Annotated in this window: 25 protein-coding genes; 7 read left to right on the top strand and 18 right to left on the bottom strand. The window is 72.1% G+C overall.

Annotated features, from left to right (window positions below):
• Positions 1-21 precede the first annotated feature (21 nt).
• Together ASC64_RS08285 and ASC64_RS08280 are read left to right on the top strand one after the other, a co-directional pair.
• Positions 22-774 (top strand): sigma-70 family RNA polymerase sigma factor, encoded by a 753-nt coding sequence (locus ASC64_RS08285; RefSeq protein WP_056907060.1) that lies wholly within the window; start codon positions 22-24, stop codon positions 772-774.
• A gap of 79 nt (positions 775-853) precedes the next feature.
• Entirely contained in the window at positions 854-2,083 is a 1,230-nt protein-coding gene (locus ASC64_RS08280; protein ID WP_056907059.1) for a DUF5667 domain-containing protein, read from the top strand.
• Positions 2,084-2,095: 12 nt separating this feature from the next.
• On the opposite strand, the gene ASC64_RS08275 is transcribed toward ASC64_RS08280, so the two are convergent.
• The 5 genes from ASC64_RS08275 to ASC64_RS08260 all read right to left on the bottom strand — a co-directional run bounded on the left by ASC64_RS08275 (position 2,096) and on the right by ASC64_RS08260 (position 6,076).
• The gene (locus ASC64_RS08275) at positions 2,096-3,304 is read right to left on the bottom strand and encodes a lysophospholipid acyltransferase family protein (RefSeq protein WP_235563595.1); all 1,209 of its coding nucleotides are present in this window, start codon (positions 3,302-3,304) and stop codon (positions 2,096-2,098) included.
• Complete coding sequence (locus ASC64_RS08270) at positions 3,297-4,274, bottom strand: NAD-dependent epimerase/dehydratase family protein (RefSeq protein ID WP_082550297.1); 978 nt, start codon at positions 4,272-4,274, stop codon at positions 3,297-3,299. The genes ASC64_RS08275 and ASC64_RS08270 overlap by 8 nt, the downstream gene beginning before the upstream one ends.
• Positions 4,275-4,286: 12 nt before the next feature.
• Entirely contained in the window at positions 4,287-4,388 is a 102-nt protein-coding gene (locus ASC64_RS21615; RefSeq protein WP_008356322.1) for a 30S ribosomal protein bS22, read from the bottom strand.
• Between the two features lie 104 nt (positions 4,389-4,492).
• Complete coding sequence (locus ASC64_RS08265) at positions 4,493-4,699, bottom strand: helix-turn-helix domain-containing protein (protein ID WP_156385092.1); 207 nt, start codon at positions 4,697-4,699, stop codon at positions 4,493-4,495.
• 195 nt (positions 4,700-4,894) lie between these two features.
• Positions 4,895-6,076 carry an acetoin utilization protein AcuC gene (locus tag ASC64_RS08260; RefSeq protein WP_056907057.1) on the bottom strand — a complete coding sequence of 394 codons (1,182 nt, stop codon included), beginning with the start codon at positions 6,074-6,076 and terminating at the stop codon, positions 4,895-4,897.
• Between the two features lie 107 nt (positions 6,077-6,183).
• Between ASC64_RS08260 and ASC64_RS08255 the strand changes: the two genes are divergently transcribed.
• Both ASC64_RS08255 and ASC64_RS08250 read left to right on the top strand, forming a co-directional pair.
• The gene (locus ASC64_RS08255) at positions 6,184-6,702 is read left to right on the top strand and encodes a hypothetical protein (protein WP_056907056.1); all 519 of its coding nucleotides are present in this window, start codon (positions 6,184-6,186) and stop codon (positions 6,700-6,702) included.
• Complete coding sequence (locus ASC64_RS08250; protein WP_235563594.1) at positions 6,695-7,375, top strand: TetR family transcriptional regulator; 681 nt, start codon at positions 6,695-6,697, stop codon at positions 7,373-7,375. Before ASC64_RS08255 ends, ASC64_RS08250 begins: the two co-directional genes overlap by 8 nt.
• Before the next feature lie 19 nt (positions 7,376-7,394).
• Here ASC64_RS08250 and ASC64_RS08245 read toward each other — a convergent pair whose 3' ends face one another.
• From ASC64_RS08245 to ASC64_RS08190, 12 genes are all read right to left on the bottom strand, one after another.
• A complete protein-coding gene (locus tag ASC64_RS08245) occupies positions 7,395-8,048 on the bottom strand; it encodes a class F sortase (protein ID WP_235563591.1) in 654 nt (217 codons plus the stop codon).
• A gap of 69 nt (positions 8,049-8,117) precedes the next feature.
• Complete coding sequence (locus tag ASC64_RS08240) at positions 8,118-9,053, bottom strand: hypothetical protein (RefSeq protein WP_056907054.1); 936 nt, start codon at positions 9,051-9,053, stop codon at positions 8,118-8,120.
• A 236-nt stretch (positions 9,054-9,289) separates the two neighbouring features.
• Positions 9,290-9,865, bottom strand: coding sequence for a hypothetical protein (locus tag ASC64_RS08235; protein WP_056907053.1), 576 nt, complete (start codon positions 9,863-9,865; stop codon positions 9,290-9,292).
• Entirely contained in the window at positions 9,852-10,358 is a 507-nt protein-coding gene (locus tag ASC64_RS08230; RefSeq protein ID WP_056907052.1) for a SigE family RNA polymerase sigma factor, read from the bottom strand. Before ASC64_RS08230 ends, ASC64_RS08235 begins: the two co-directional genes overlap by 14 nt.
• A gap of 62 nt (positions 10,359-10,420) precedes the next feature.
• Positions 10,421-11,221: a pyrroline-5-carboxylate reductase gene (gene proC, locus ASC64_RS08225; protein ID WP_056907051.1), complete on the bottom strand. Its 801-nt coding sequence runs from the start codon at positions 11,219-11,221 to the stop codon at positions 10,421-10,423.
• Positions 11,222-11,249: 28 nt separating this feature from the next.
• Positions 11,250-12,185, bottom strand: coding sequence for a proline dehydrogenase family protein (locus tag ASC64_RS08220; protein ID WP_235563590.1), 936 nt, complete (start codon positions 12,183-12,185; stop codon positions 11,250-11,252).
• A gap of 63 nt (positions 12,186-12,248) precedes the next feature.
• Positions 12,249-12,986, bottom strand: a complete 738-nt coding sequence (locus tag ASC64_RS08215; RefSeq protein WP_056907050.1) for an ABC transporter permease — start codon at positions 12,984-12,986, stop codon at positions 12,249-12,251.
• 58 nt (positions 12,987-13,044) lie between these two features.
• A complete protein-coding gene (locus ASC64_RS08210; RefSeq protein ID WP_056907049.1) occupies positions 13,045-13,764 on the bottom strand; it encodes an ABC transporter ATP-binding protein in 720 nt (239 codons plus the stop codon).
• Positions 13,765-13,814: 50 nt separating this feature from the next.
• On the bottom strand, positions 13,815-15,446 hold the full coding sequence (locus ASC64_RS08205; protein ID WP_156385091.1) for a peroxidase family protein: 1,632 nt from the start codon (positions 15,444-15,446) through the stop codon (positions 13,815-13,817).
• 65 nt (positions 15,447-15,511) lie between these two features.
• On the bottom strand, positions 15,512-16,126 hold the full coding sequence (locus tag ASC64_RS08200) for a TetR/AcrR family transcriptional regulator (protein ID WP_056907048.1): 615 nt from the start codon (positions 16,124-16,126) through the stop codon (positions 15,512-15,514).
• Positions 16,127-16,133: 7 nt separating this feature from the next.
• Entirely contained in the window at positions 16,134-16,937 is an 804-nt protein-coding gene (locus ASC64_RS08195) for a sugar phosphate isomerase/epimerase family protein (protein WP_056907047.1), read from the bottom strand.
• Between the two features lie 4 nt (positions 16,938-16,941).
• Positions 16,942-17,886, bottom strand: a complete 945-nt coding sequence (locus tag ASC64_RS08190) for a Ppx/GppA phosphatase family protein (protein ID WP_056907046.1) — start codon at positions 17,884-17,886, stop codon at positions 16,942-16,944.
• Positions 17,887-17,912: 26 nt separating this feature from the next.
• Between ASC64_RS08190 and ASC64_RS08185 the strand changes: the two genes are divergently transcribed.
• From ASC64_RS08185 to ASC64_RS08175, 3 genes are all read left to right on the top strand, one after another.
• Positions 17,913-18,674, top strand: a complete 762-nt coding sequence (locus tag ASC64_RS08185) for a hypothetical protein (RefSeq protein WP_056907045.1) — start codon at positions 17,913-17,915, stop codon at positions 18,672-18,674.
• An 80-nt stretch (positions 18,675-18,754) separates the two neighbouring features.
• Positions 18,755-19,393, top strand: coding sequence for a VOC family protein (locus ASC64_RS08180; RefSeq protein ID WP_056907044.1), 639 nt, complete (start codon positions 18,755-18,757; stop codon positions 19,391-19,393).
• A gap of 10 nt (positions 19,394-19,403) precedes the next feature.
• A complete protein-coding gene (locus ASC64_RS08175) occupies positions 19,404-20,087 on the top strand; it encodes a class I SAM-dependent methyltransferase (protein ID WP_056907043.1) in 684 nt (227 codons plus the stop codon).
• Here the strand turns inward: ASC64_RS08175 and ASC64_RS08170 are convergent.
• The gene (locus ASC64_RS08170; protein ID WP_056907042.1) at positions 20,084-21,124 is read right to left on the bottom strand and encodes a LacI family DNA-binding transcriptional regulator; all 1,041 of its coding nucleotides are present in this window, start codon (positions 21,122-21,124) and stop codon (positions 20,084-20,086) included. The two genes, ASC64_RS08175 and ASC64_RS08170, sit on opposite strands and share 4 nt — an antisense overlap.
• Positions 21,125-21,319: the final 195 nt, after the last annotated feature.

Raw genomic sequence — 21,319 nt, 5'->3', positions numbered from 1 at the left:
GTATCTGGGAGGGGCCACCGCATGCCGCGACAGGAGCTCGGGCGCACGCTCGAGGAGGGACTCGAGGCGCTTCGGCGCGCGGTCCTCGATGCCCTGTCGCCCCAGGGTGTGCTGCTCATGGCGGAGGCCGTCACGGCCGGTGGCGGCGCACCCGGCACCTTCGGCTCCGGCCCGGTCGGCGACGAGGACCTCGCGGCCTCCTCCGAGGGCGACGAGGCCGAGCGCGAGCGGTTGATCGCGCTGGTCGAGCTGGCGCGCAGCGGCGACAAGGAGGCGTTCGGCCTCCTCTACGACCACTACCAGGCCTCGGTCTACCGCTTCCTCTACTACCGCACCCGGTCGCAGCCGCTGGCCGAGGACCTCACCTCGGAGACCTTCTTCCGCGCGCTGCGGAGCATGAACAACTTCCGGTGGCAGGGCAAGGACTTCGGTGCCTGGCTGATGACCATCGCGCGCAACCTCACCACCGACCACTTCAAGGCCGGACGCACGCGCCTCGAGATGTCCACCGAGGACATGACGCCGCACGACGACGCGACCGAGGGCCCCGAGAACGCCGTCATCGCCGGCCTCACCAACGAGGTGCTGCTCAAGGCGCTCACCGAGCTGCCGACCGAGCAGCGCGAGTGCCTCATCATGCGCTTCCTCCAAGGACTCTCAATCGCCGAGACGGCCCTGGCGCTCGACCGCAGCGACGGCGCCGTGAAGCAGCTCCAGCTGCGGGGCGTGCGCAACCTGGCCAAGCTGCTGCCGGAAGGGTTGAGGGAGTCATGACCCCACCCGTAACCCGCGCCCGCATCTGCTCGTTCGCCTGTGTGGGAGGACCCACCAGCTGTGAGACAGGACGAGCGCGATGACACCCGCCTTCTCGGCACGCCGGCGTGCCGACGAGTTCGAGGCACTCCTCTCCCGAGGCCCCGACGCACCGCTCGACGAGCGTGATGCGGCACGGTTCGCTGCCCTCCTCGAGGTCGTCGCCGACCTCCGCGCGCTGCCCGAGGTGGCGCCCCGCGCGGAGTTCGTGAGCTCGCTGCGCGAGAGCCTGATGGCCGAGGCCGACACCGTGCTGGTGCGCCAGCCGACGACGCCGTCCCGGCTCGCGATGCCGGCCGCCTCCCGCAGGCGCGACCGTCGGGTGGCGGTGCTCCTCGGCGGGGCGGCGATGATCGGCGCCACCGCCACGATGGCCGTCGCCGCGCAGACCGCGCTGCCGGGCGAGTCGCTCTACGGCGTCAAGCGCGGGATCGAGTCCGCCGAGGTCCGCCTCGCCGGCGACGACGCGGCGCGCGGCCGCACCCTGCTCGCCCAGGCCGACACGCGGCTGGCCGAGCTCGAGAGGATCGCGGCGGGCGAGGCCCCCGAGACGCTCGTGCCCGACACGCTCGACACCTTCACCCGCCAGTCCGGCGACGGCGTCCGCAGCCTCCTGTCGTCGTACGACGTCACGGGCTCCACCGCCGACGTCCAGGTCGCGCGCGACTTCGCCGCGACCAGCATCGACCGGCTCGAGTCCCTCCAGGGGCGGCTCCCCGAGAGTGCTCGCGACGAGCTCCTCGCGGCGGGCCGGACGCTCACCGACCTCGACATCGAGGCGAGCAACGCGTGCCCGACCTGTGACGGCGGGATCACCACGACGCCCGAGTTCCTGCTGACCAGCGCGCCGGAGGACCTGCTGGCCGGGCTCGACCCCGACGAGCTCACCCTCGAGACCGCGGCCGCGCCGGTGTCGGGCCAGGACCTCACCGGCATCACCGTGCCCGAGGTGCTGCAGACGCCGACGACCGTGCAGCCGACCGGAGCGGTCCCCACCAAGACCCCCGACGTCCTGCCCGACCCGACCGAGACGACCAAGCCCACCCTGCCGGGCAAGGTCAAGGACACGGTCGACACGACCGTCGACACCGTCACCGACACCACCACCGACGTGGTGACCCAGCTCGACGGCGTCACCGGCGGCGCGCTCGGCGGGCTCACAAGCACCGTCGACGACGCCACGGGCGGCCTCATCAGCGAGGTGACCGGGACCGTCGACGGGCTGACCGGCAACACGGTCACCGATGCGACCGGCGGGCTCCTGCCCTAGTTGACCGCTCGCTCAGCCGAAGACGCCGTCGCGATCGCGGAGCAGGGCGAACAACGTGTGCTGGATGGTCTCGCGCACCTGGTCGGTCACGTTGAACACCAGCATCGGGTCGTCGGCCTCGGCCGGGTCGTAGGAGTCGGTGCGGATCGGCTCGCCGAACTCCAGGATCCACTTGGACGGCAGCGGCACCATGCCGAGCGGTCCCAGCCACGGGAAGAACGGCGTGATCGGGATGTAGGGCACGCCCAGCAGCCGCGCGAGCGAGGGCATGTTGCCGACGAGCGGGTAGATCTCCTCCGCACCCACCACCGAGAGCGGGATGATCGGCACCCCGGTGCGCAGCGCTGCGGACACGAAGCCACCGCGACCGAACCGCTGGAGCTTGTAGCGCTCGCTGAAGGGCTTGCCGATCCCCTTGAAGCCCTCGGGCCAGACCCCGACGAGGTCGCCACCCGACAGCATCCGCTCCGCGTCCTCGATGCACGCGAGGGTCGCGCCGCCCTTGCGGGCCAGGGAGCTGACCACGGGGAGCTTGAAGACGAGGTCGGCACCGAGCGGGCGCAGGAACCGGTGGGCGTGGTCGTGCACGGTGAGCATGGTCATCAGGCCGTCGAGCGGCACGGTGCCCGAGTGGTTGGACACCACGAGGGCGCCGCCCTCCGCCGGGATGTTGTCGAGGCCGCGCACCTCGATCCGGAACCACTTCTCGGCGATCGGGCGCAGCGCGGCCATGAAGAAGCGCTCGGTCAGCTCGCGGTCGAAGCCGTAGTCGTCGACCTCGTAGTCGCCCTCGATCCGGCGGCGCACGAACGCCATCAGCTCGGCCAGGCGGCGCTCCCAGTCGTCACCGAACACCTCGCGGGCAGCGCCCTGGGCGGCGGAGAGCCAGTCGCCGACGGGGATGCCGGGGCCGCGGTCGGAGGTCCGGGTCGCCTCGCGCGGCGCCTCGGCCTCCTCGACCGGGAGCGCCGCCTGCTCGGGCGTGACCTCGGCGACGGGCGTCGCCCGGGGCGGGGCAGCCTTCGCGCCCGCCTTCTTCGCGGCGGGAGCCTTGGCGGGCTTCGCGGAGGAGCCGGCGGGAGACTTGCGGGCGGCCGGCGCCAGGTTGCGCGCGGCGGAGGAGGGGCGAGTCCTGCCGGTGCCGCGGCCGGGACGCCCACCGGTGCCGATCGGGATCACCACGGCGTCCTCGTGGGCGTTCTCCCGGGCGTCCTCAGGCACGACCCGCTCCTTCCAGCTCGCCGGGCACGAGCTCGCGGCAGAAGTCGGCGAAGGCCTCGGCCGTGGTGAACCTCGGCTCGAACTCGAGCTGGCTGCGCATCCGGGTCGTGTCCACGCCTCGACCGTAGGTGAGGAAGCCCAGCTGCTCGGGTGAGAAGTCCGAGACGCGGGCCTGCCGCATGGCGGCACCGAGGCGGCTCACCGCGAAGCGGGGCATGGCCACCGACGGCTTCCCGAGGCGGCGTACGGCCTGGCTCAGGGTCAGCACCCCGTCGCCGGCGACGTTGAAGGTGCCGGGCGTCCCGCTGGTCACGGCATGCCGCAGGACCCGCAGCAGGTCGTCCTCGTGGAGGAACTGCAGGCGCGGGTCGAAGCCCAGCACGCGCGGGACCACCGGCAGCCGGAAGTAGTTGGTCAGCGGGCTCGACACGAGCGGGCCGATGACGTTGGCCGCGCGGATCATGGTGACCCGGACGTCGGGGCGGCGGCGGGCGAAGCCGCGGACGTAGCCCTCGATCTCGTAGACGTCCTTGGCGTAGCCGGAGGAGGGCAGGCGCTTGGGCCCCATGTCCTCGCTGAACATCGCGGGGTCACGCGGGCTCGAGCCGTAGACGGTCGTGGTCGACTTCACGACCAGGCGCTCGACGGTCGACGACTTCTGGCACGCAGCGAGCAGCTGCATGGAGCCGATGACGTTGAGCTCCTTCATCGTCCCGCGACCGCCGGCCGAGCCGGGCGTGGCGATCACGCTCATGTGGACGACGGTGTCGACGTCCTCCTTGGCGAGGACCTTGGCGATGACGGGGTTGCGGATGTCAGCGCGGACGAACGAGACGTCCCCGATGTCCCCCCGTGGGGGGACGACATCCACCCCGATCACTCGCTCGATGGACGGGTCGCCGGCCGCGGCGCGCGCGAAGCGTCGCCCTATGTCCCGGGAGATCCCGGTGACCAGCACGACCCGACCCATGGGCGAGGGGTGTTACTTGCCGAGCTTGCGGCGCTGGACGCGCGTCTTCTTGAGCAGCTTGCGGTGCTTCTTCTTGGCCATGCGCTTGCGCCGCTTCTTGATGACAGAACCCACGGTGAGACCTTTCCTTTCGGCCGACGCTCGTCGGCCGGACCCCGCACACCCTACTTGGCAGTGGTGTGCAGCGCGGAATCGCGTCCGGGTGGGCCCCGGCGGGCTCAGCCTGCGTTGTAGAAGCTCTTGCGGAGGTACTCGTTCACGTCGTCCTCGGTGACGCGGAAGGAGCGGCCGACGCGGACGGCGGGCAGCTCACCACCGTGCACGAGCCGGTAGACCGTCATCTTGGAGACGCGCATCTTGGCCGCGACCTCGGCGATGGTGAGGAAATGGGCCTCGGACATGTCGCCAGGGGTGTTCTCAGCCATGGTGTGTGCACCGATCCTTCTCGCGGCGACGGCGCCGGCTTCCGCGCCGGCGTCACAGGCGTGCCGCTTCGACTGACATTAGGGCTCGCGTGACGCGTGGGGAAGAGGAATGCCAGAGAAACTTGTGGGACTCGCGGCGTGTCGGTTTGATTCTTTACCGTCCCGGCCCTTTGCCCGGGCGCACGACGAGCAGGGTCAGGGCAGCGGGTCGAGGCCGTGGAGCGGGAAGACCTCCATGCGCGTCGCGTGGATCGCGCGGTCCAGCCAGGTCTCCGGGTCGTAGCCGCCCGACCAGTCGCGGTAGGCCGGCGTGCGACCGTCGGTCATCCGGTGCGGGGCGGTGGCGCCGAGCACCTCCTCGACGTACGCCCGCCATCCCGGGGGCGTCGGAGTGGTCGGGTCGAGCGGTCGCCCGGAGGCGATCGCGAGCAGGTGCGTCCACGCCCGCGGCACCACGTCGACCACCGAGTAGCCGCCGCCGCCCGTGACCACCCAGCGTCCGTCGGCGACCTCGTGGGCGAGGTCGTGGAGCGCGAGGTAGGCGGCGCGCTGGCCGTCGACGCTGAGCATCATGTGGGCGAGCGGGTCGTTCATGTGGGAGTCGCAGCCGTGCTGGGTGACCAGCACCTGCGGACCGAACTCCCGCAGCAGCGGAGGTACGACGGCATGGAAGGCGCGCAGCCAGCCGGCGTCGGCGGTGCCGGGCGGGAGCGCCACGTTGACCGCGCTGCCCTCGGCCGCGGGGCCGCCGGTGTCGGTCGGGAACCCCGTGCCGGGGAAGAGCATCTGCCCCGTCTCGTGCAGGGAGATGGTCAGGACCCGCGGGTCGTCGTAGAAGATCTTCTCGACGCCGTCCCCGTGGTGGACGTCGATGTCGACGTAGGCCACGCGCTCCACCCCGTCGGCGAGCAGCTGCTTGATGCCGACGGCGACGTCGTTGTAGATGCAGAAGCCGCTGGCCCGGTCGGGCATCGCGTGGTGGAGGCCGCCGGCGATGTTCACCGAGTGCAGCGACTCCCCACTCCACACCTGGCGGAACGCCTCGAGGCTGGCGCCCACGACGTGAGCGCTGGCGAGGTGCATGTCCTGGAACACCGGGTCGTCCTCGGTGCCGAGCCCGCGCGAGGCGTCCTCGAACCCGGGGGTCGCGCCCGCTCGGGTGACGGCATCGATCAGCCCCTGGTCGTGGACGGTCGCGATCTGCTCGTCGGTCGCGACGGGGGCGTCGACGCGCTTGATGCCGTCGAGCACACCGAGCTCCTCCGCCAGCCGCATCGTCAGGTCGACCCGGATCGGCGACATCGGGTGCGTGGGGCCGAAGTTGTACTCCGTCAGCGTCTGGTCGAAGACGACCGACGTGGGACCCGCGCACTCCATGTGGCGGACGTTACTCCCGCCCGCAGCCCTGTCCGCCCAGCGGACCGTCTTGAACATGTTCAATTCCTGTGCCACTGTGCACCGGACACAGTCGAGAGGAGCCGCTCGTGGACGTCCCCCGCTGGCGACCGCAGGTCCTGTGGGTGCCGATGGGCGGCCTGCTGGGGGCTGCGGCAGGGGCGGCGACGGGCGCGGTGCTGCTGCTCGTGGTGGCGCTGGTCGCCGACGACGTCACGCTCGCCCGGGCTGACGGATCGGTCGCGGCGCTCGGCGCCGTCGTACCGATCGCGATGCTGGGCGGGTTCTTCGGCGCGATCGCTGGTCTGGCGGTGGGCCTGGTCGTGGGTCTCGAGATGACCTTCCTCGTGGGATCGCACCTGTCCCGCGAGGTCGCCAGGCACCGGGCGTACCGGCTCGGCTTGGTTCTCCCGCCGCTCACCATGGCCGCGCCCGTGGTGGTCACCGCCCTGGCGGAGGGGGCGGACCGTTCCCTGTCGGGCACGAACGTGCTGTGGTGGGTGGTCGCACTCGGCGGCGCCTCCCTGTTCGGCGGTCCGATGGCCCGGTGGCTCGCGGGCTTCCAGCCGTCTCGTCCGCCGGCCTCCCAGGGTGGTGTGCGTGCCTGACGAGCGAACGGCCGGACGGACGACCAAGGCCGAGCAGACCCGCGCCGGCATCGTCGACGCCGCGATGACGCTGTTCCGCGCCGGCGGGTACGACGCCACCACCATGCGGGCGATCGCCACCGAGGCAGGCGTGTCGCTGGGCAGCGCGTACTACTACTTCTCCGGCAAGGAGGAGCTCGTGCAGGCGTTCTACGACCAGATCCAGGTCGAGCATGCGGCCGCGGCGGAGCAGTCGCTCGAGCAGCCCTCGTTCGCCGACCGCCTCCGAGGGGTGATGGAGTCGTTCATCGAGGTGGCCGAGCCGTTCCACGACTTCGGCGTGCAGTTCTTCCGCAACGCAGCCGATCCCCGGTCGCCCCTGTCGCCGTTCTCCGCCGAGTCCGCGCCAGCACGCGAGGCCAGCACCTCGCTGTTCCGCCGTGCCGTCGAGGGCTCGGACCTCAAGGTCGCGCCGGCACTGCGGGACGAGCTCCCCGAGCTGCTCTGGTTGCTGCACATGGGCGTCGTGCTCTTCTGGGTGCACGACGACAGCCCCGGTCAGCGACGTACGCGCACCCTGGTCGCCGGCATCGTCCCGGTGGTCGACCGATCCGTCCGCCTGACCCGGCTGCCGCTCGTGCGTGGCGTGGTCGACGACGCGCTGGCAGTCGTGCGCCAGCTGCGCGGCACCTGAGGCGACGCACTGCCGGGGCCTACTCCCCCTCGGCGCGGGCCACCACGACCGTGTTGCCGAGGTAGCGCACGCCGTCCCAGTCGCTGCACGTCACCAGGACCAGCGTGGCGTCGCCCGTCTGGTCGAAGAGCCGGCTTGCGCTCGCCGCGAGTCGGGTCCTCGTCACCTCACGGACCTGCCACACCCTGAAGTCGAGCACGCGGCGACGGGTGAGGACCTCGACGGCGTCGCCGACCTCGAGCCGGGCCAGGTCGTCGAAGACCCCGGCCCCGTCGTGGACCGTGTGCCCGGTCAGCAGCGCTGCCCCTCGCCGGCTGCCCGGCCGCACTCCCCCGCTCCACCACCCGACCACTCGCGCGTCGGCCGGCGGCACCAGCGCGCCGTCCGCGGCGAGCGCGACGCCGACCACGGGCGCGCGCAGCCCCAGGGCAGGCACGCGCAGCGCCACGGGCGTACCGGGCGCCGCGTCGTGCCCGGTCCGGGAGGGATCGCGGGGCGGCGCAGGGGTGGCGGGCTGTCCGGTGACCACGCCCGCCGACGTGTCGGCAGCCGGTGGCGCGGGGACCTCGCCGGAGCGAGCCCCGAGCAGCATCGCCGTCACGACGACGAGTGCCACCGCGCCGCCGACCAGTGCGGTACGGCGGGCGAGTGGCACGAGGCGACGAGGTCGCACGGCACGCTCCTTCACCGAGGTCACGACGTCGGGGCGTGACCCGCCGAGCCGGGTGACGCCCCGGGCGTCTCAGCCGCGTCGGGACCTGGTCAGCACTCCGCCAGCCGCAGCCAGCATCACCAGGCCGACCGCAGCGAGGACCACGCCCCACTGCTGGGCCGGGGAGGCCCCGGTGCCGGTGTCCGCCGAGAGACCCGCGTCGACGACGGTCGGCACCTGCGCGGGAGGAGCCGGCGGCTGGGACGCCTCGACCCCGAGCACCTCGGTGTCATCGGCCTGCGCGCTCGGTTCCGGCGCGACCTCCTCGGACGGCTCCTGGCTCGGCTCCGGCGAGGCGGTCGCCGTGGTCGGGAGCACCTCGGGTGGCTCCGTGACGGGCGGCTSGGTCGTGGGCGGCGTCGTCGGCGGCTCCGTCGTCGGCGGCTCGGTCGTGGGCGGCGTCGTCGGCGGCTCRGTCGTGGGCGGCTCCGTCGGGCAGACCACGGCCGGGTGGTCGAAGGCGAACATGAACTCCTCGTGGGTCACCGCATCGTGGTGGACCACGACGGCCGGGACGTGCTCGAGGTAGAACCACGACGCCGAGTGATCCGAGTTGGCGGTGTAGTGAAGGCTCTCGTCCAACCACGTGGCCGGGTTGCCCCCACCGTTCTCGTGCGGTTCGCTGCGGGTGTTCGCCACCCAGTTCTCATGCGGCGGCACCACGGTCGGCGGATCGTCGTGGGCGCGCCGCCCGCCCCTCCACGAGTAGTGCTGGACGTAGGCCCCCTGCACCACCTCGTCGTACGCCTCCTGGTCCACCACGGTGCGCTGGTCGACCTGGCGCCAGCCGTCTCCGGGAGAGACGAGGATCCAGTCGGTCGTCTCGGTCCACGGGTCGGAGGGCACGCAGGGCGTGTCCCCGGTCGTGTTCACCGAGGTTGCGCTGCCGGCGGTGAGGAACAGCATGCCGCCACTGAGGACGGCGACGATTCCAGCGAGCGCGAGGACCAGTGCTGCCCTGGCCATTCCCGAGAGTGGTGAGCTTCTTCGAGGTGCCGCGGACATGACCACCACCCCACTTAGATCCGCGGGAATCAACCGGTTGGTCACTTCCATTGTCACTCGCAGTTACGCCGAACACCAGCGAACGTGACCGATCAGACGAGACCCGGTCGTCGGCCGGAAACCCCCGTGCAGAGCGGGTTTCGACGACGACGGCCGGGCGCCCCCGCGCCCGGCCGTCCTCGATCAGAGGGTCGTCCTCAGCTGAGCGTGCCGGTCCGGGCAAGCTGCGTCATCTGCTCGACGGAGAGGGTCGGCGAGGCGAGGCCGGTCAGCGTCCCGCTCCATCGCTCCGGCGACGCGACGAACATGCTGACGTCGCCGGTCGCCGGATCCTGGCCGACCCACACCTTCGCGGACGCGCCGCTCTCGAGCTCGACCGGCTGGGCCCAGCCGGGCAGCTGGCCGGGGTCGTAGACGCGGAGGAACTGGTCGTCGATGGACGCCTCGTCCGCGCCCCGCTCGTAGGTGAACGTCATCCCGGCGAGCGTGAACGTCTCGGTCACCGTGCCCTCGGCGGACGAGGTCGGGGACGGCGCGGCGGTGGTGGCGCCGGGTGCGGCGTCGGGCGCCGGCGACGACGGAGCGTCGCCGGTCGAGCCCATCACGAGCACCGCTGCAGCCACGGCGCCTGCGGCCGGCAGGGCCACCCAGCCCGGCGCCACCCACGCGGGACGGGTGCGCACCCGCGGGGCCGCGCCGTCGTACGTCGTGTCCCGGGTCGCGTGCTCGAAGGCTGCACCCAGCTGTCGGGTCAGGTCGTCATCGGTCAGCACTGGTCTTCTCCCTCTCACTGGTCAACGCGGCCCGGAGGCGGTCCAGGGCGCGTGCGGTCTGTGACTTGACGGTGCCCGTCGAGCAGCCGAGCGCGGCCGCCGTGTCGGCGACGCTGAGGTCGTCGAAGTAGCGCAGCACCAGCACGGCCCGCTGGCCGGCCGGCAGCTGCCGGGTGGCGGCCAGGAGGAGGTCGCGGTCGGCGAGCCCGTCGGTCACGGGCACGGCGACGTCGATCTCCAGCGGAGCCTCGGCGAACCGTCGGCGCAGCAGGCGCCACCGGTCCTTGGCGAGGTTGACCACCACACGGCGGGCGTACGCATCGGGGTCCCGTCGTGCGGTGGACCACCGTCGCGCCGTTCGCAGCAGGGCCGTCTGCACCATGTCCTCCGCGTGCCCGCGGTCCCCGCAGAGCAGCAGCGCGGTGCGGAGCAACCGGTCGGAGGACCTGCGGACGAACGCCTCGAAGGCGGCCTGGTCGTCCCGGTCGATCATCGGGTGTCGTCTCGTCACACCCACCACAACTCCACCCCCGTCGGGGAGGTTGTCAGGTGCCGTCAGGAACCTTCGGCCAGCTCGCGGGAGCGGTTGCGTGCGGCCTCCATGGCGGCGAGGAACGCCGCCCGGACCCGGTGGATCTCCAGCTCGCGCAGGGCCGAGGCGGTGGTGCCGCTCGGCGAGGTGACCTGCTCGCGCAGGACGACGGGGTGGGTGCCGGTCTCGCGCAGCATCGCCGCGGAGCCGACGAGCGTCTGCACCACGAGGTCGGTCGCGGTCGCGCGGGGCAGGCCGAGGTGCACGCCCGCCTCGATCATCGACTCCACGACGAAGAAGATGTAGGCCGGTCCGGACCCGGAGATCGCGGTGACCGCGTCCATCTGCTTCTCGGGGATCCGCAGCACCTTGCCGGTGGAGGCCATCAGCGACTCGACCTCGGCGAGGTGCGCGTCGTCGCAGTGGGAGCCGGGAGAGATCGCGGCCATGCCCTCGTCCACGAGGGCGGGGGTGTTGGGCATCACCCGGACGACGGCGACGCCCTCGGGCACGCGGGACTCGATGAAGGCCGTGGTGATGCCGGCGGCCAGGGAGACGACCAGCTGGCCGGCCCGCAGCTCCGGGGAGATCTCGGCGAGGACGTCATCCATGTCCTGCGGCTTGACCACGAGGGCGACGGTGTCGGCCTTCGCCGCGGCCTCGCGGTTGGAGACGACCGCGACGCCGTAGCGCTCCTCGAGCTCCCGGGCCCGGTCGGCTCGCTTCTCGCCGACCATCAGCTGGTCGACGCGGCGCCCGGCACGCACCAGCCCGGACAGGAGGGTCTCGCCCATCACGCCGGCGCCGATGATCGCAGTGCTCATGGAAGCAATCTACTGCCGCCGGTCGAGCCTATTTCTTGCTGACCAGCGATCGGAGGAAGAAGGCGAGGTTCTGGGGCTTCTCGGCCAGGCGGCGCATCAGGTAGCCGTACCACTCGGTGCCGTAGGGGATGTAGACGCGCACCGTCTCGCCGGCGGCCGCGAGACGCTTCTGCTCCTCGGGGCGGATGCCGTAGAGCATCTGGAACTCGTAGGTCCCCGGCTGGCGACCGAAGCGGCTCGCGAGCGAGGAGGCGATCTGGACCATCCGCGGGTCGTGGGTGGCGATCATCGGGTAGCCCTGGCCGCCGAGCAGCACCTTGAGGCAGCGGACATAGGACTTGTCGATCTCGACCTTCTCCTGGAAGGCGACGTCCGCGGGCTCCATGTAGGCGCCCTTGCACAGGCGCACGCGCGAGCCTTCGTAGGCCAGCGCGCGGCAGTCGGCCTCGGTGCGGTGCAGCATCGCCTGCAGGACGGCTCCGGTCTCGGGGAAGTCCTTGCGGAGCTCGCGCAGGATCGACAGCGTCGAGTCGGTGGTGGTGTGGTCCTCCATGTCGAGGGTGACCGTCGTGCCGGCGTTGCGGGCGGCGCGGCAGATGTCGCGGGCGTTCTCGAGCGCGACCTTGTGCCCGTTGTCGGGGAGGAACTGCCCGATCGCGCTGAGCTTGACCGAGACCTCGGCGTGCGGGGCCAGGCCCTTCGCGGTGAGGTCGGCCAGGACGTCCTTGTAGGCCGCCACGGTCGCCTCGGCCTGGGCGGCGTCGGTGGTGTCCTCGCCGAGGTAGTCGAGCGTGACCCGCAGGCCGTCCTGCACCAGCGTGGAGGTGGCGGAGACCGCGTCGGCCGTGCCCTCACCGGGGACGTAGCTGGTCACGATCCCGCTGGAGACGGGCATCGTCGAGACGAGCTTCTTGACCCCCTGACTGCGGGCGAGGAGCAGGATCGGCTGGCGGAGCAACGACATGGTGCGAAGGCTACGCCGATCCCGACTCGAACCTTCACACCTCCTCCACCCCTCCCGACCGCGTCAGGGCGTCCGGCGCCTGAGCGTCGCCGCCCCCAGCCCGAGCGACGCCAGCGCGAAGCAGGCGACGATCGCGACCGAGCGCCAGATCGCGCCGGTGTCCGCGGCGCCGACGAGCTCCTGCATCGCGTCGACGGCGTACGACATCGGCAGCACGTTGCTGACGGCCTCGAGCACCCCGGGCATCGCCTCGCGCGGCACGAACAGGCCGCACAGGAGGATCTGGGGCAGCACGAACGCCGGCATGAACTGCACCGCCTGGAACTCGGTGGTGGCGAAGGCGCTGACGAGGAGGCCGAGCGCGGTGCCGAGGACGGCGTCCGCCACGGCGACGACGCCGAGCAGCCACACCGACCCGTGCACCTCGAGCCCGAGGAGCCCGACGCTGACCGCCACCGCGAGGGCGGACTGCACGGCGGCCAGCAGGCCGAAGGCCAGGGCGTAGCCCAGGAGGAAGTCCAGCTTGCCCATCGGCATCGTGAGCAGGCGCTCGAGGGTGCCCGAGGAGCGCTCGCGCAGCGTGGTCACGCTGGTCACCAGGAACATGACGATGAAGGGGAACATCGCCAGCAGCCCGGGCCCGAAGCGGTCGAAGAGGTCGCCGGGCAGGTCCTCGAACATCCACCAGAGCAGGCTGATCAGGACGCAGGGCACGACCAGGAGCATCGCGAGGGTGCGGTGGTCACGGCGCACCTGCCTGAGCACCCGGCCCGCGACGGCGAGGGTGATCCGGCCGCTCATCTCGGGGTCCCTGCGGCGTGGTCCGGGGGAGCGCAGCGGAGAACGTCGTGGGGGGAGCTCATGCGGCCGGCTCCGTGTCCTCGACGAGGTGCAGGAACGCCGCCTCGATGTCGGTGGTCCCGGTGCGCTCGCGGATCTCGTCGGGCGATCCGTCGGCGATGATCCGGCCCTCCCGCATCAGCAGGAGGCGGTGGCAGCGCTCGGCCTCGTCCATGACGTGGCTCGAGACGAGGACCGCTGCCCCGGCGTCGGCGATCCGGTGGAACAGCTCCCACAGGTCGCGGCGCAGGACGGGGTCGAGGCCGACCGTCGGCTCGTCGAGCACGAGCAGGTCGGGCTTGCCGAGCAGCGCGACCGCCAGGCCGGCCCGGCTGCGCTGGCCGCCGGAGAGCCGCCCGACGACCTGGTCGCGGTGGTCGTCCAGCGCGACCGCGGCGACGGCCTCGTCGACGGAGGCGCGGTCGACCCCGAGCACGCGCGCGAAGAACGCCAAGTTCTCCGCGACGGTCAGGTCGTCGTAGACGCTCGCCGCCTGCGTGACGTAGCCGATCCGGTCGCGCAGGGACGCGCTGCCGGCCGGCTCGCCGAGCACCTCCACCGTGCCGGACCGCACCCGTTGCGCACCGACGAGGCTGCGCATGAGCGTGGTCTTGCCGCAGCCACTGGGGCCGAGCAGGCCGGTGACCCCGGCCGAGACGTCGAGGGAGATGCCCGGCAGCACCTCGCGCTCACCTCGTACGACAACGAGGTCGCGCACCGCGATGACCTTTTTCATCATGTGTTGAATTATGCGCGCGGGTGATCCCGTCGTCAACCCGCTCCCGGGCCTCAGTCGCCCAACGGCGCGAGCAGCGCCTCCTGGCCCTCGAAGGCGAACAGCAGCAGGTCGGCCATCCGGAAGCGGCCGTCCTTCTCACCGAGGTCCGGGCGGAAGCCGGGACTGCGCACGATCGAGTGCGTGCTCCCCTCCATCGCGCGGTGGAAGGTCTCGACGACCAGCCGGGCACCGACACCGGTGAGGGTGCCGCCGTTGAGCTCGGCCTCGCGCAGGACGTAGAACCACAGCGGCGTGTCCTTGAGGAACGCCTCGCGCTGGGCGTCGGTGAGCCCGTCGAGGGTGGCCGACGATGCCCCCGTCCCGTCGCGCAGCTGCGCCTTGGTCAGCGTGGCCACCGCGACGCCCTTCGAGCGGAGCAGCGCGGCCATCTGCTGCCCGCTCGCCAGCCGCAGCATCCGGGCCCGCACCAGGTTGCGGAAGGCGAGGTTGGCGCGGATCGTGCCGGCGTCGGCGTTCCTGCCCCCGAACGAGCCGATCGGCAGACGGGCGAGCGGGTCGACGAGCCGGGTGTCGATGCGCCGCGCGAGGTTGAACGCCCCCCTCGGCGGCTTGAGCTCGTCGTGGCCGATCTGGGAGAAGCGGTACATCCGCCGCCAGTCCGCGATCCAGTTCGACGGCAGCGTCGGGTTCCCGCCGAGGTCGCCGCTCGTGCGCGAGAAGGTGAAGAGGAAGTCCAGGGTGCCCGACCCGTCGGGGAAGCGGGCGTTCCAGTCGTAGCCCTCGCGGATCATCGAGTGCCCCAGCCGGAAGGCGGCGACGGAGAACTCGATCGGCATCGTCGGCATGCTCAGCGGGTCGGCGCCCGGCTCGACCACCGCGCGTCCGTTGGTGAACACATCGGTGACCACGTCGCCGTCGCAGATCTTCGGCAGGTAGTCGGTGCGCAGCATCCACTGGTAGTGCAGGACGACCTTGCGGCGTGCCTTCTCGAAGCGGTCCGCAGCCGGCGTCGACGGTCCGAGCCCCGCGACGACGCGGTTGTGGAAGCGGATCATCGCCGCGTGCGTCTGCGCGACGACGAGGTTCTCGTCGTTGCGGAAGTCCGGGATGTCGGCCTTGCGCGGCTCCGTGGCCGAGCCGGTGTCCACGCGCGGCAGGTCGAAGCCGGCGCGGGCCTTGTCGCCGCCGAACCGCGTGGTCCTGCCGACCCTGAGACGCGTGCGGTCCGACTCGTAGAAGCCCGCCGAGACCGGGTCGAGCGGGCCGGAGCCGTACATGCTGTCGAGGTCGAGCGTCGGCGAGCGACCCTGGAGCAGCGCCGCCGGCGAGATGCCGTCGCCGAGGGCGACCGTGGTGGCGTCGAAGGTCAGGTCGTGGTCGACGAACTGGCCGAGGTAGGTGAAGCCGGCCGGGATGGTGCCGTCGACCTCCGAGCCCCCGGTCATCGCCAGCGCTACCTTGCGCAGCGTCGCCTCGGGCAGGCGTACGCCGCGCGGTCCCACGCGCGAGAAGCGGAACGTGGGCGCGGCCTCGAGCGCGGGACCGCTGGCGGCCGTGGTGTTGGCGCGGGCGGTGACGGGCGGGACGGCTGCGGCGTCGTCGGGGCCGACCATCCCCTCGCCCTCGATGAAGAAGCTCTCGCGCCCGTGGCGGGGCGTACGGCCTTCTGCGGTGGGTGACATGCCGACCAGACTGCTGCGCTGGTGGTCCGCGGCGCATCCGTAGGACTGCGGATGCGGGCACCGGGCTAGACGGGTCGGGCCGGTCCGGCGCCCAGGTCGCCGGTCAGGTAGTGCTGGATCACCGGGCCCATGCGCACGACCAGGTCGTCGGCCGGCATGAGTGCCATCGGCGGCAGGGCCAGGACGTAGCGCGCGACGATCAGCCCGACCACCTGGCTGACCACCAGCGGGATCCGGACCTCCGGCTGGTCGGCGACGAGCTGGGCCAGGACCGGCCCGACGACGACCGGGATGAAGCCCTCCTTGAGCAGCTGGCCACCGTCGTCGTCGAGCACGGAGCGCACCACCGCGAGCAGCCGCACCTGGATGTCCGGGTCGTCCCACGCGGACAGGAACGTGCGCAACAACCGCTCCCCCGCACCGTCCGGGCCCTGCCGCACCACCGGTGCCAGCAGCTCCCGCGGGTCGACCGGCATCTCCAGTGCCGCCAGGAACAGGTTGTCCTTGGTGCCGAAGTAGTGGTGGACGAGCGCGGGGTCGACGCCGGCGGTCGACGCCACGGCACGGATCGTGGTGGCCCGGAAGCCCTTCTCGGCGAAGGACGCACGCGCGGCGTCGAGCACCTGGGCGCGCGTGTCCGGGGCTCCCGGGCGCCGGCCGCGGGACGTGCGCGTGCTCACCGACGGGTCATTTCGTGGTCACCCCGAGGTGGGACCGCGCGAACGCCAGCGACTCGACCAGGTCGGCCTCGCGCTCGGCGCGGGTGGCAGCGCGCCGGGTGTTGATCTCCAGCACCACGTGACCGGAGAAGCCGGTGCCCGCGAGGTGCTGCAGGAACTCCTCGGCGCGCATCACGCCGCGCCCCGGGACGAGGTGCTCGTCCTTGGCCGACCCGGTCCCATCGGTGAGGTGGATGTGCCGGAGGCTCTCCCCCATCCGCTCGGCCATCTCGATGACGTCGCTTCGCGCGATCGCCGCGTGGGACAGGTCGATCGTGGTGTTGGCGTAGTCGGAGTCGCTCGGGTCCCAGCCGGGGAGGTACATCTCCATGCCGCGCCGCGAGGAGGCGCGCCACGGATACATGTTCTCCACCGCGAAGGCGATGCCGGTGCGCGCCTCGAGGGAGGCGATCCCCTCCACGAAGCCGGCGGCGTAGTCCTTCTGCCACCGGAAGGGCGGGTGCACCACGACCACGTCGGCGCCGACGGCCTCGGCCATCTCGGCCGACCGCTCGAGCTTGCCCCACGGGTCCGTCCCCCACACCCGCTGCGTGAACAGCAGGCACGGAGCGTGGACCGCGCAGATGGGGACCTGGTGGTGGTCGCTGAGCTTCTTGACCGCGTCGACCTGCTGGCTGAGCGCGTCGATGCCCACCATCACCTCGACGGCGTCGTAGCCCAGCGAGGCCGCCCAGCCGAAGGCGTGCGCCGTCGACTCGGGGTACACCGAGGCGGTGGAGAGGCCGATCAGCGGGCCGTCGTGGGGGGCCATGGGATCAGTGCGCCCTCGTCACGACCGAGATCTGATCGAGCCGCTCGAGGATGACGCCCTCACGCAGCGCCCACGGGCACACCTCGAGCTCGGTGAGGTCGAAGATGTCCATGCACGCCTCGGCGACGAGGGCTCCGGGCACGATCTGGTGCGTCCGGCTCGCCGAGACCCCCGGCAGGTCGGCCAGCTCGTCGGGCGACATGTCCATCAGCTTCGGGATCCACCCCGAGAGCGTCTCCAGCTCGAGCACGCGCGGCACCAGCGGCCCGTCACCGCTGGGCGCGGCGCCGCAGATGCGCGCCAGCGAGCGGAACGTCTTCGACGTCGCGGCGGCCTTGTCCGGCACCCCGGGGCGCAGCAGGTGCCCGGCGTCGCGGGCGATCTCGGCGCGGACCTGCTTGCGCAGCTCGCGGACGTCGTCGTCGCTCGGACGTCCGCCCGCGAACCACGACCGCGCCATCCGCGCCGCACCCAGCGGCAGGGACCACGCCACGTCGGGGTTCTCGTCGGTGCCGCCGGCGATCTCGAGCGACCCGCCGCCGATGTCGAAGACCGCCAGCCGCCCGGCCGACCACCCGAACCAGCGGCGTACGGCGAGGAAGGTCAGGCGCGCCTCGTCCTCACCCGACAGCACCTCGAGCGTCACGCCGCTGTGCTTCTCCACGTGGGCCAGGACGTCGTCGGAGTTGACCGCGTCGCGCACCGCGGAGGTCGCGAAGCCGAGCATCTCCTCGCAGCCCTTGTCCTCGGCGGCCTCCATGGCGGATGCACAGAAGTCGGTGAGGGCCTTGATGCCCTTCTTGGTGACCGCGCCGTCGTCGTCGAGGTGCTCGGCCAGGCGCAGCGGCTGCTTGTGCGAGGAGGCCGGCAGCGGGGCCGCGCCGCCGTGCGCATCCACCACCAGCAGGTGGCCGGTGTTGGAGCCGATGTCGAGGACGCCCAGGCGCATGCCTGCCACGCTACTAGGCTCTGCCCGTGCCCGAAGTCGACCTCGTCTTTCCCCGCGCGTTCGTCGAGTTCGCCGACCCGGCCGACGAGACCCAGGTGTTCAAGTGCGACCTGACGTGGCTCACGTCGTCCTACACGTGCATCTTCGGGCAGGGCTGCCAGGGCATCTATGCCGACGCACCTGACGTCGGGTGCTGCACGCTGGGCGCCCACTTCGCCGACAAGGACGACGAGAAGCGGGTCGCCGGCTTCGTCGCCCAGCTCACCCCGGACGACTGGCAGTTCCACCCGCGGCGGGCGGTGCGCAGGGCCGACTGGATCGAGACCGACGACGAGGGCGAGCGCAAAACCCTCGCGATCGAGCACGACGGCCAGCAGGCGTGCGTCTTCCACAACCGCACCGACTTCGCGAGCGGCGCCGGCTGCGCGTTGCACGGCCTGGCGCTCCGGCAGGGCCGCAACCCGCTCGAGACCAAGCCCGACGTGTGCTGGCAGCTGCCGATCCGCCGCCAGTTCCGCACCGTCGAGGTGCAGGACGGGACGTCGTACACCGAGGTGTCGATCGGTGAGTACGACCGGCGCGGCTGGGGTCCCGGCGGGCACGACCTCGACTGGTACTGCTCCGGGAACACCGAGGCGCACGTCGCCGCGGAGCCCGTCTACGTCACCCACGAGGCCGAGCTCGTCGAGCTGATGGGGCCCCTGGGCTACGCCGAGCTGGTGCGCCACAGCGAGGCGCACGTGCGGTCCCGGTCGGCCCTCGCGCTGCACCCGGCCGACCCTCGCTGACCGCGCGGCACAGATTCTCGACGTCAAGAGAACCCGACCCCGGTGTGACCAATCACGGGTACCCGGCTCACAATCTGTGCATGCGCCTGGACCACGTCAGCTTCGCCGCCGGACCTGATGGACTTGCCAGCACAGCCCAGCGCCTCGGGGGGCTGCTCGGCACCGACTTCCTCGATGGTGGAGTCCACCCTCGATTCGGCACCCGCAACATGATCCTTCCGCTGGCCGACGGCACCTACATGGAGATCGTCGAGGTGCTCGACCACCCGGCCAGCGACAAGGCTCCCTTCGGCCAGGCCGTCCGCGCGCGTTCCGCGCTCGGCGGCGGCTGGCTCGGCTGGGTCGTCTCCGTCGACGACATCGCTCCGATCGAGAGCCGGCTGGGCCGTGAGGCCGTCAAGGGCAACCGCCACCGCCCCGACGGCACCGAGCTGGTCTGGCAGCAGATCGGCGTCAACGGCCTGCTCTCCGACCCGCAGCTGCCGTTCTTCATCCAGTGGCAGTCGCCCTCGGCGATGCACCCCAGCAACGGCGCGTCGGGCGACTTCTCCCTGCACTGCCTGGAGATCGCCGGCGACCCGCAGCGGGTCAGCGAGTGGCTCGGCGAGACGGTCGAGGCACCGCTCGAGGACGTCAAGGTCGAGTGGGTCGCCCCCAACGGCACCCCCGGCATCGTGGCCGTCCAGATCCAGACGCCCAACGGGCTCGTGCGTCTCTGAGGGTCCGGCCTTGAGGGTTCGCCCTTCCCCGAACATCTGGAACACCCCCGAGCTCTACGAGCTCGAGAACCGCGCCGCCGACCCGCACGGCCGGATCGTCACGGCGATGCGCGAGCTCGGCGACTGGTCGGGCCGCACCCTGCTCGACGTCGGTTGCGGCAGCGGGTTCCACCTCCCGGTGTGGGCCTCGACCGCGCAGCGGGTGGTCGGCGTCGAGCCGCACCCTCCGCTGGCGGCGCTCGCGCGACGGCGTACGCGGTCCCTGCCGCAGGTCACCGTGCTCGAGGGCACGGCCCAGTCGCTGCCGGTGCCGGACGCCTCGGTCGACGTGGTGCACGCCCGGTGGGCGTACTTCTTCGGGCCGGGGTCCGAGCCGGGGCTGCGCGAGCTCGACCGTGTCGTACGCCGTGGGGGCACGGCGTTCGTGATCGACAACGACCCGACGCGCTCGACGTTCGGACGCTGGTTCCGGCGTGGCTTCCCCGAGGTCGACCCGGTCGCGGTCGAGCGGTTCTGGTCGCGCCAGGGCTGGCGGCGCCGCCCGATCGACATGGGGTGGGCCTTCGCCTCGCGCGAGGACCTCGAGGCGGTGGTGCGCATCGAGCTCCCGCCCAAGGCGGCGGAGGAGGCGCTCGCGTCGCACACCGGCACCGAGGTCGACTACGCCGTCAACCTCTGGTGGCGCGACTACTAGCTCGACTCGCGGATCGCGAGGGTCGGCGTGAGGAGGACACCGCGCGTCTCGACCGGCTGGTGCGACAGCAGCGCGCGCAGGGTCTTGATGATCTCGACGGCCACGTCCTCCAGCGGCTGGCGCACGGACGTCAGCCCGACCGGGTAGACCTGTGCCACCTGGGAGTCGTCGAAGCCGACGACGGCGATGTCCTTGCCCGGCGCCAGCTGCCGGATCCACAGCGTGTGCAGCACCCCCATGGCCAGCGTGTCGGAGGCACAGACGAACGCCGTGGGCTCCGACTCGTCGAGGAGCACCGCAGCCGCCTCCGCACCGCTGTGCACGACGTCCTCCACCCGGGAGGCGAGCCCGGTCGTGGCGAGACCGTTGGCGTGCATGGTCTGCAGCCAGCCGGAGCGCCGGTCCTCGCCGATCGGGGAGTCCTTGCGCCAGCCGATCCAGGCGATCCGGGTGTGGCCGCGGTCGATCAGGTGCTGCGTGGCCAGGCGGGTGCCGGCGGCGCCGTCGACGTCGACCCACACGTGGCGGGCCTCGTCGTCGTCCCACGGCCGGCCGAACGCGACGAAGGGCGCCCGCTGCTGGCTCAGCCAGGCGGCCTGCGGGTTGCCGAGGTAGGTGTCGGTGACGACGAAGGCGTCCACGGCGGTGGAGCGGAGCAGGTTGTCGTAGCCGCCGACCGGGTCCTCGTCGTCGCCGGGGAAGAGCAGGACGTGGTAGCCGACCTCCTCGCTGGCCTCGACCAGCGAGTGCACGAAGCGGTCCATCGCCGCGTTGGCGGTGCCCTCCTGGGCCGGCGCGAAACGCAGCCCGATGAGGGAGGAGGTGCGGGTGCGCAGGTTGCGGGCGGCACGGTTGGGCGAGTAGCCGAGCTCGGCGATGGTCTGCCGGACCCGCTCGAGGGTGTCGGGCCGGAGCAGGTCGGGGTTGTTGACGGCGTTGGAGACCGTCTGGCGCGAGACGCCCGCGCGCTCGGCGACGTCGGCCAGCGTCGGCGGCGTCACCGGCAGCTGGCTGCCGAGCCTCTCGCTGCGGCCCATGCCGCACCCCCTTGATCGATCCAAGGCCGTCAGCATAAGCCGACCCCTGCGTGCCGGACGGACGAAGGGTGACCGGATCATGTGACGACCTCCGGCCGACGGCTCCTCCTCGATGGTCCCCGCGGCTGCGTCACCCAGCCACGTCGGTCGGTGCGCCGAAGCGTCCCGCCCGGATGGACCCGCGTCGTGGAGCCG

The organism is Nocardioides sp. Root122 (assembly GCF_001425025.1).
GTDB lineage: Bacteria > Actinomycetota > Actinomycetes > Propionibacteriales > Nocardioidaceae > Nocardioides.
This window is presented reverse-complemented; position numbering and strand designations above follow the sequence as displayed.

Excerpts from the sequence above, each read along its gene's own strand:
- ASC64_RS08285 (WP_056907060.1), top strand. The coding sequence starts at position 22 with ATGCCGCGACAGGAGCTCGGGCGCACGCTCGAGGAGGGACTCGAGGCG.
- ASC64_RS08280 (WP_056907059.1), top strand. The coding sequence starts at position 854 with ATGACACCCGCCTTCTCGGCACGCCGGCGTGCCGACGAGTTCGAGGCA.
- ASC64_RS08270 (WP_082550297.1), bottom strand. The coding sequence starts at position 4,274 with ATGGGTCGGGTCGTGCTGGTCACCGGGATCTCCCGGGACATAGGGCGA.
- ASC64_RS08265 (WP_156385092.1), bottom strand. The coding sequence starts at position 4,699 with ATGGCTGAGAACACCCCTGGCGACATGTCCGAGGCCCATTTCCTCACC.
- ASC64_RS08260 (WP_056907057.1), bottom strand. The coding sequence starts at position 6,076 with ATGGAGTGCGCGGGTCCCACGTCGGTCGTCTTCGACCAGACGCTGACG.
- ASC64_RS08230 (WP_056907052.1), bottom strand. The coding sequence starts at position 10,358 with ATGATCGACCGGGACGACCAGGCCGCCTTCGAGGCGTTCGTCCGCAGG.
- proC (WP_056907051.1), bottom strand. The coding sequence starts at position 11,221 with ATGAGCACTGCGATCATCGGCGCCGGCGTGATGGGCGAGACCCTCCTG.
- ASC64_RS08220 (WP_235563590.1), bottom strand. The coding sequence starts at position 12,185 with ATGTCGTTGCTCCGCCAGCCGATCCTGCTCCTCGCCCGCAGTCAGGGG.
- ASC64_RS08215 (WP_056907050.1), bottom strand. The coding sequence starts at position 12,986 with ATGAGCGGCCGGATCACCCTCGCCGTCGCGGGCCGGGTGCTCAGGCAG.
- ASC64_RS08210 (WP_056907049.1), bottom strand. The coding sequence starts at position 13,764 with ATGATGAAAAAGGTCATCGCGGTGCGCGACCTCGTTGTCGTACGAGGT.
- ASC64_RS08205 (WP_156385091.1), bottom strand. The coding sequence starts at position 15,446 with ATGTCACCCACCGCAGAAGGCCGTACGCCCCGCCACGGGCGCGAGAGC.
- ASC64_RS08195 (WP_056907047.1), bottom strand. The coding sequence starts at position 16,937 with ATGGCCCCCCACGACGGCCCGCTGATCGGCCTCTCCACCGCCTCGGTG.
- ASC64_RS08190 (WP_056907046.1), bottom strand. The coding sequence starts at position 17,886 with ATGCGCCTGGGCGTCCTCGACATCGGCTCCAACACCGGCCACCTGCTG.
- ASC64_RS08180 (WP_056907044.1), top strand. The coding sequence starts at position 18,755 with ATGCGCCTGGACCACGTCAGCTTCGCCGCCGGACCTGATGGACTTGCC.
- ASC64_RS08170 (WP_056907042.1), bottom strand. The coding sequence starts at position 21,124 with ATGGGCCGCAGCGAGAGGCTCGGCAGCCAGCTGCCGGTGACGCCGCCG.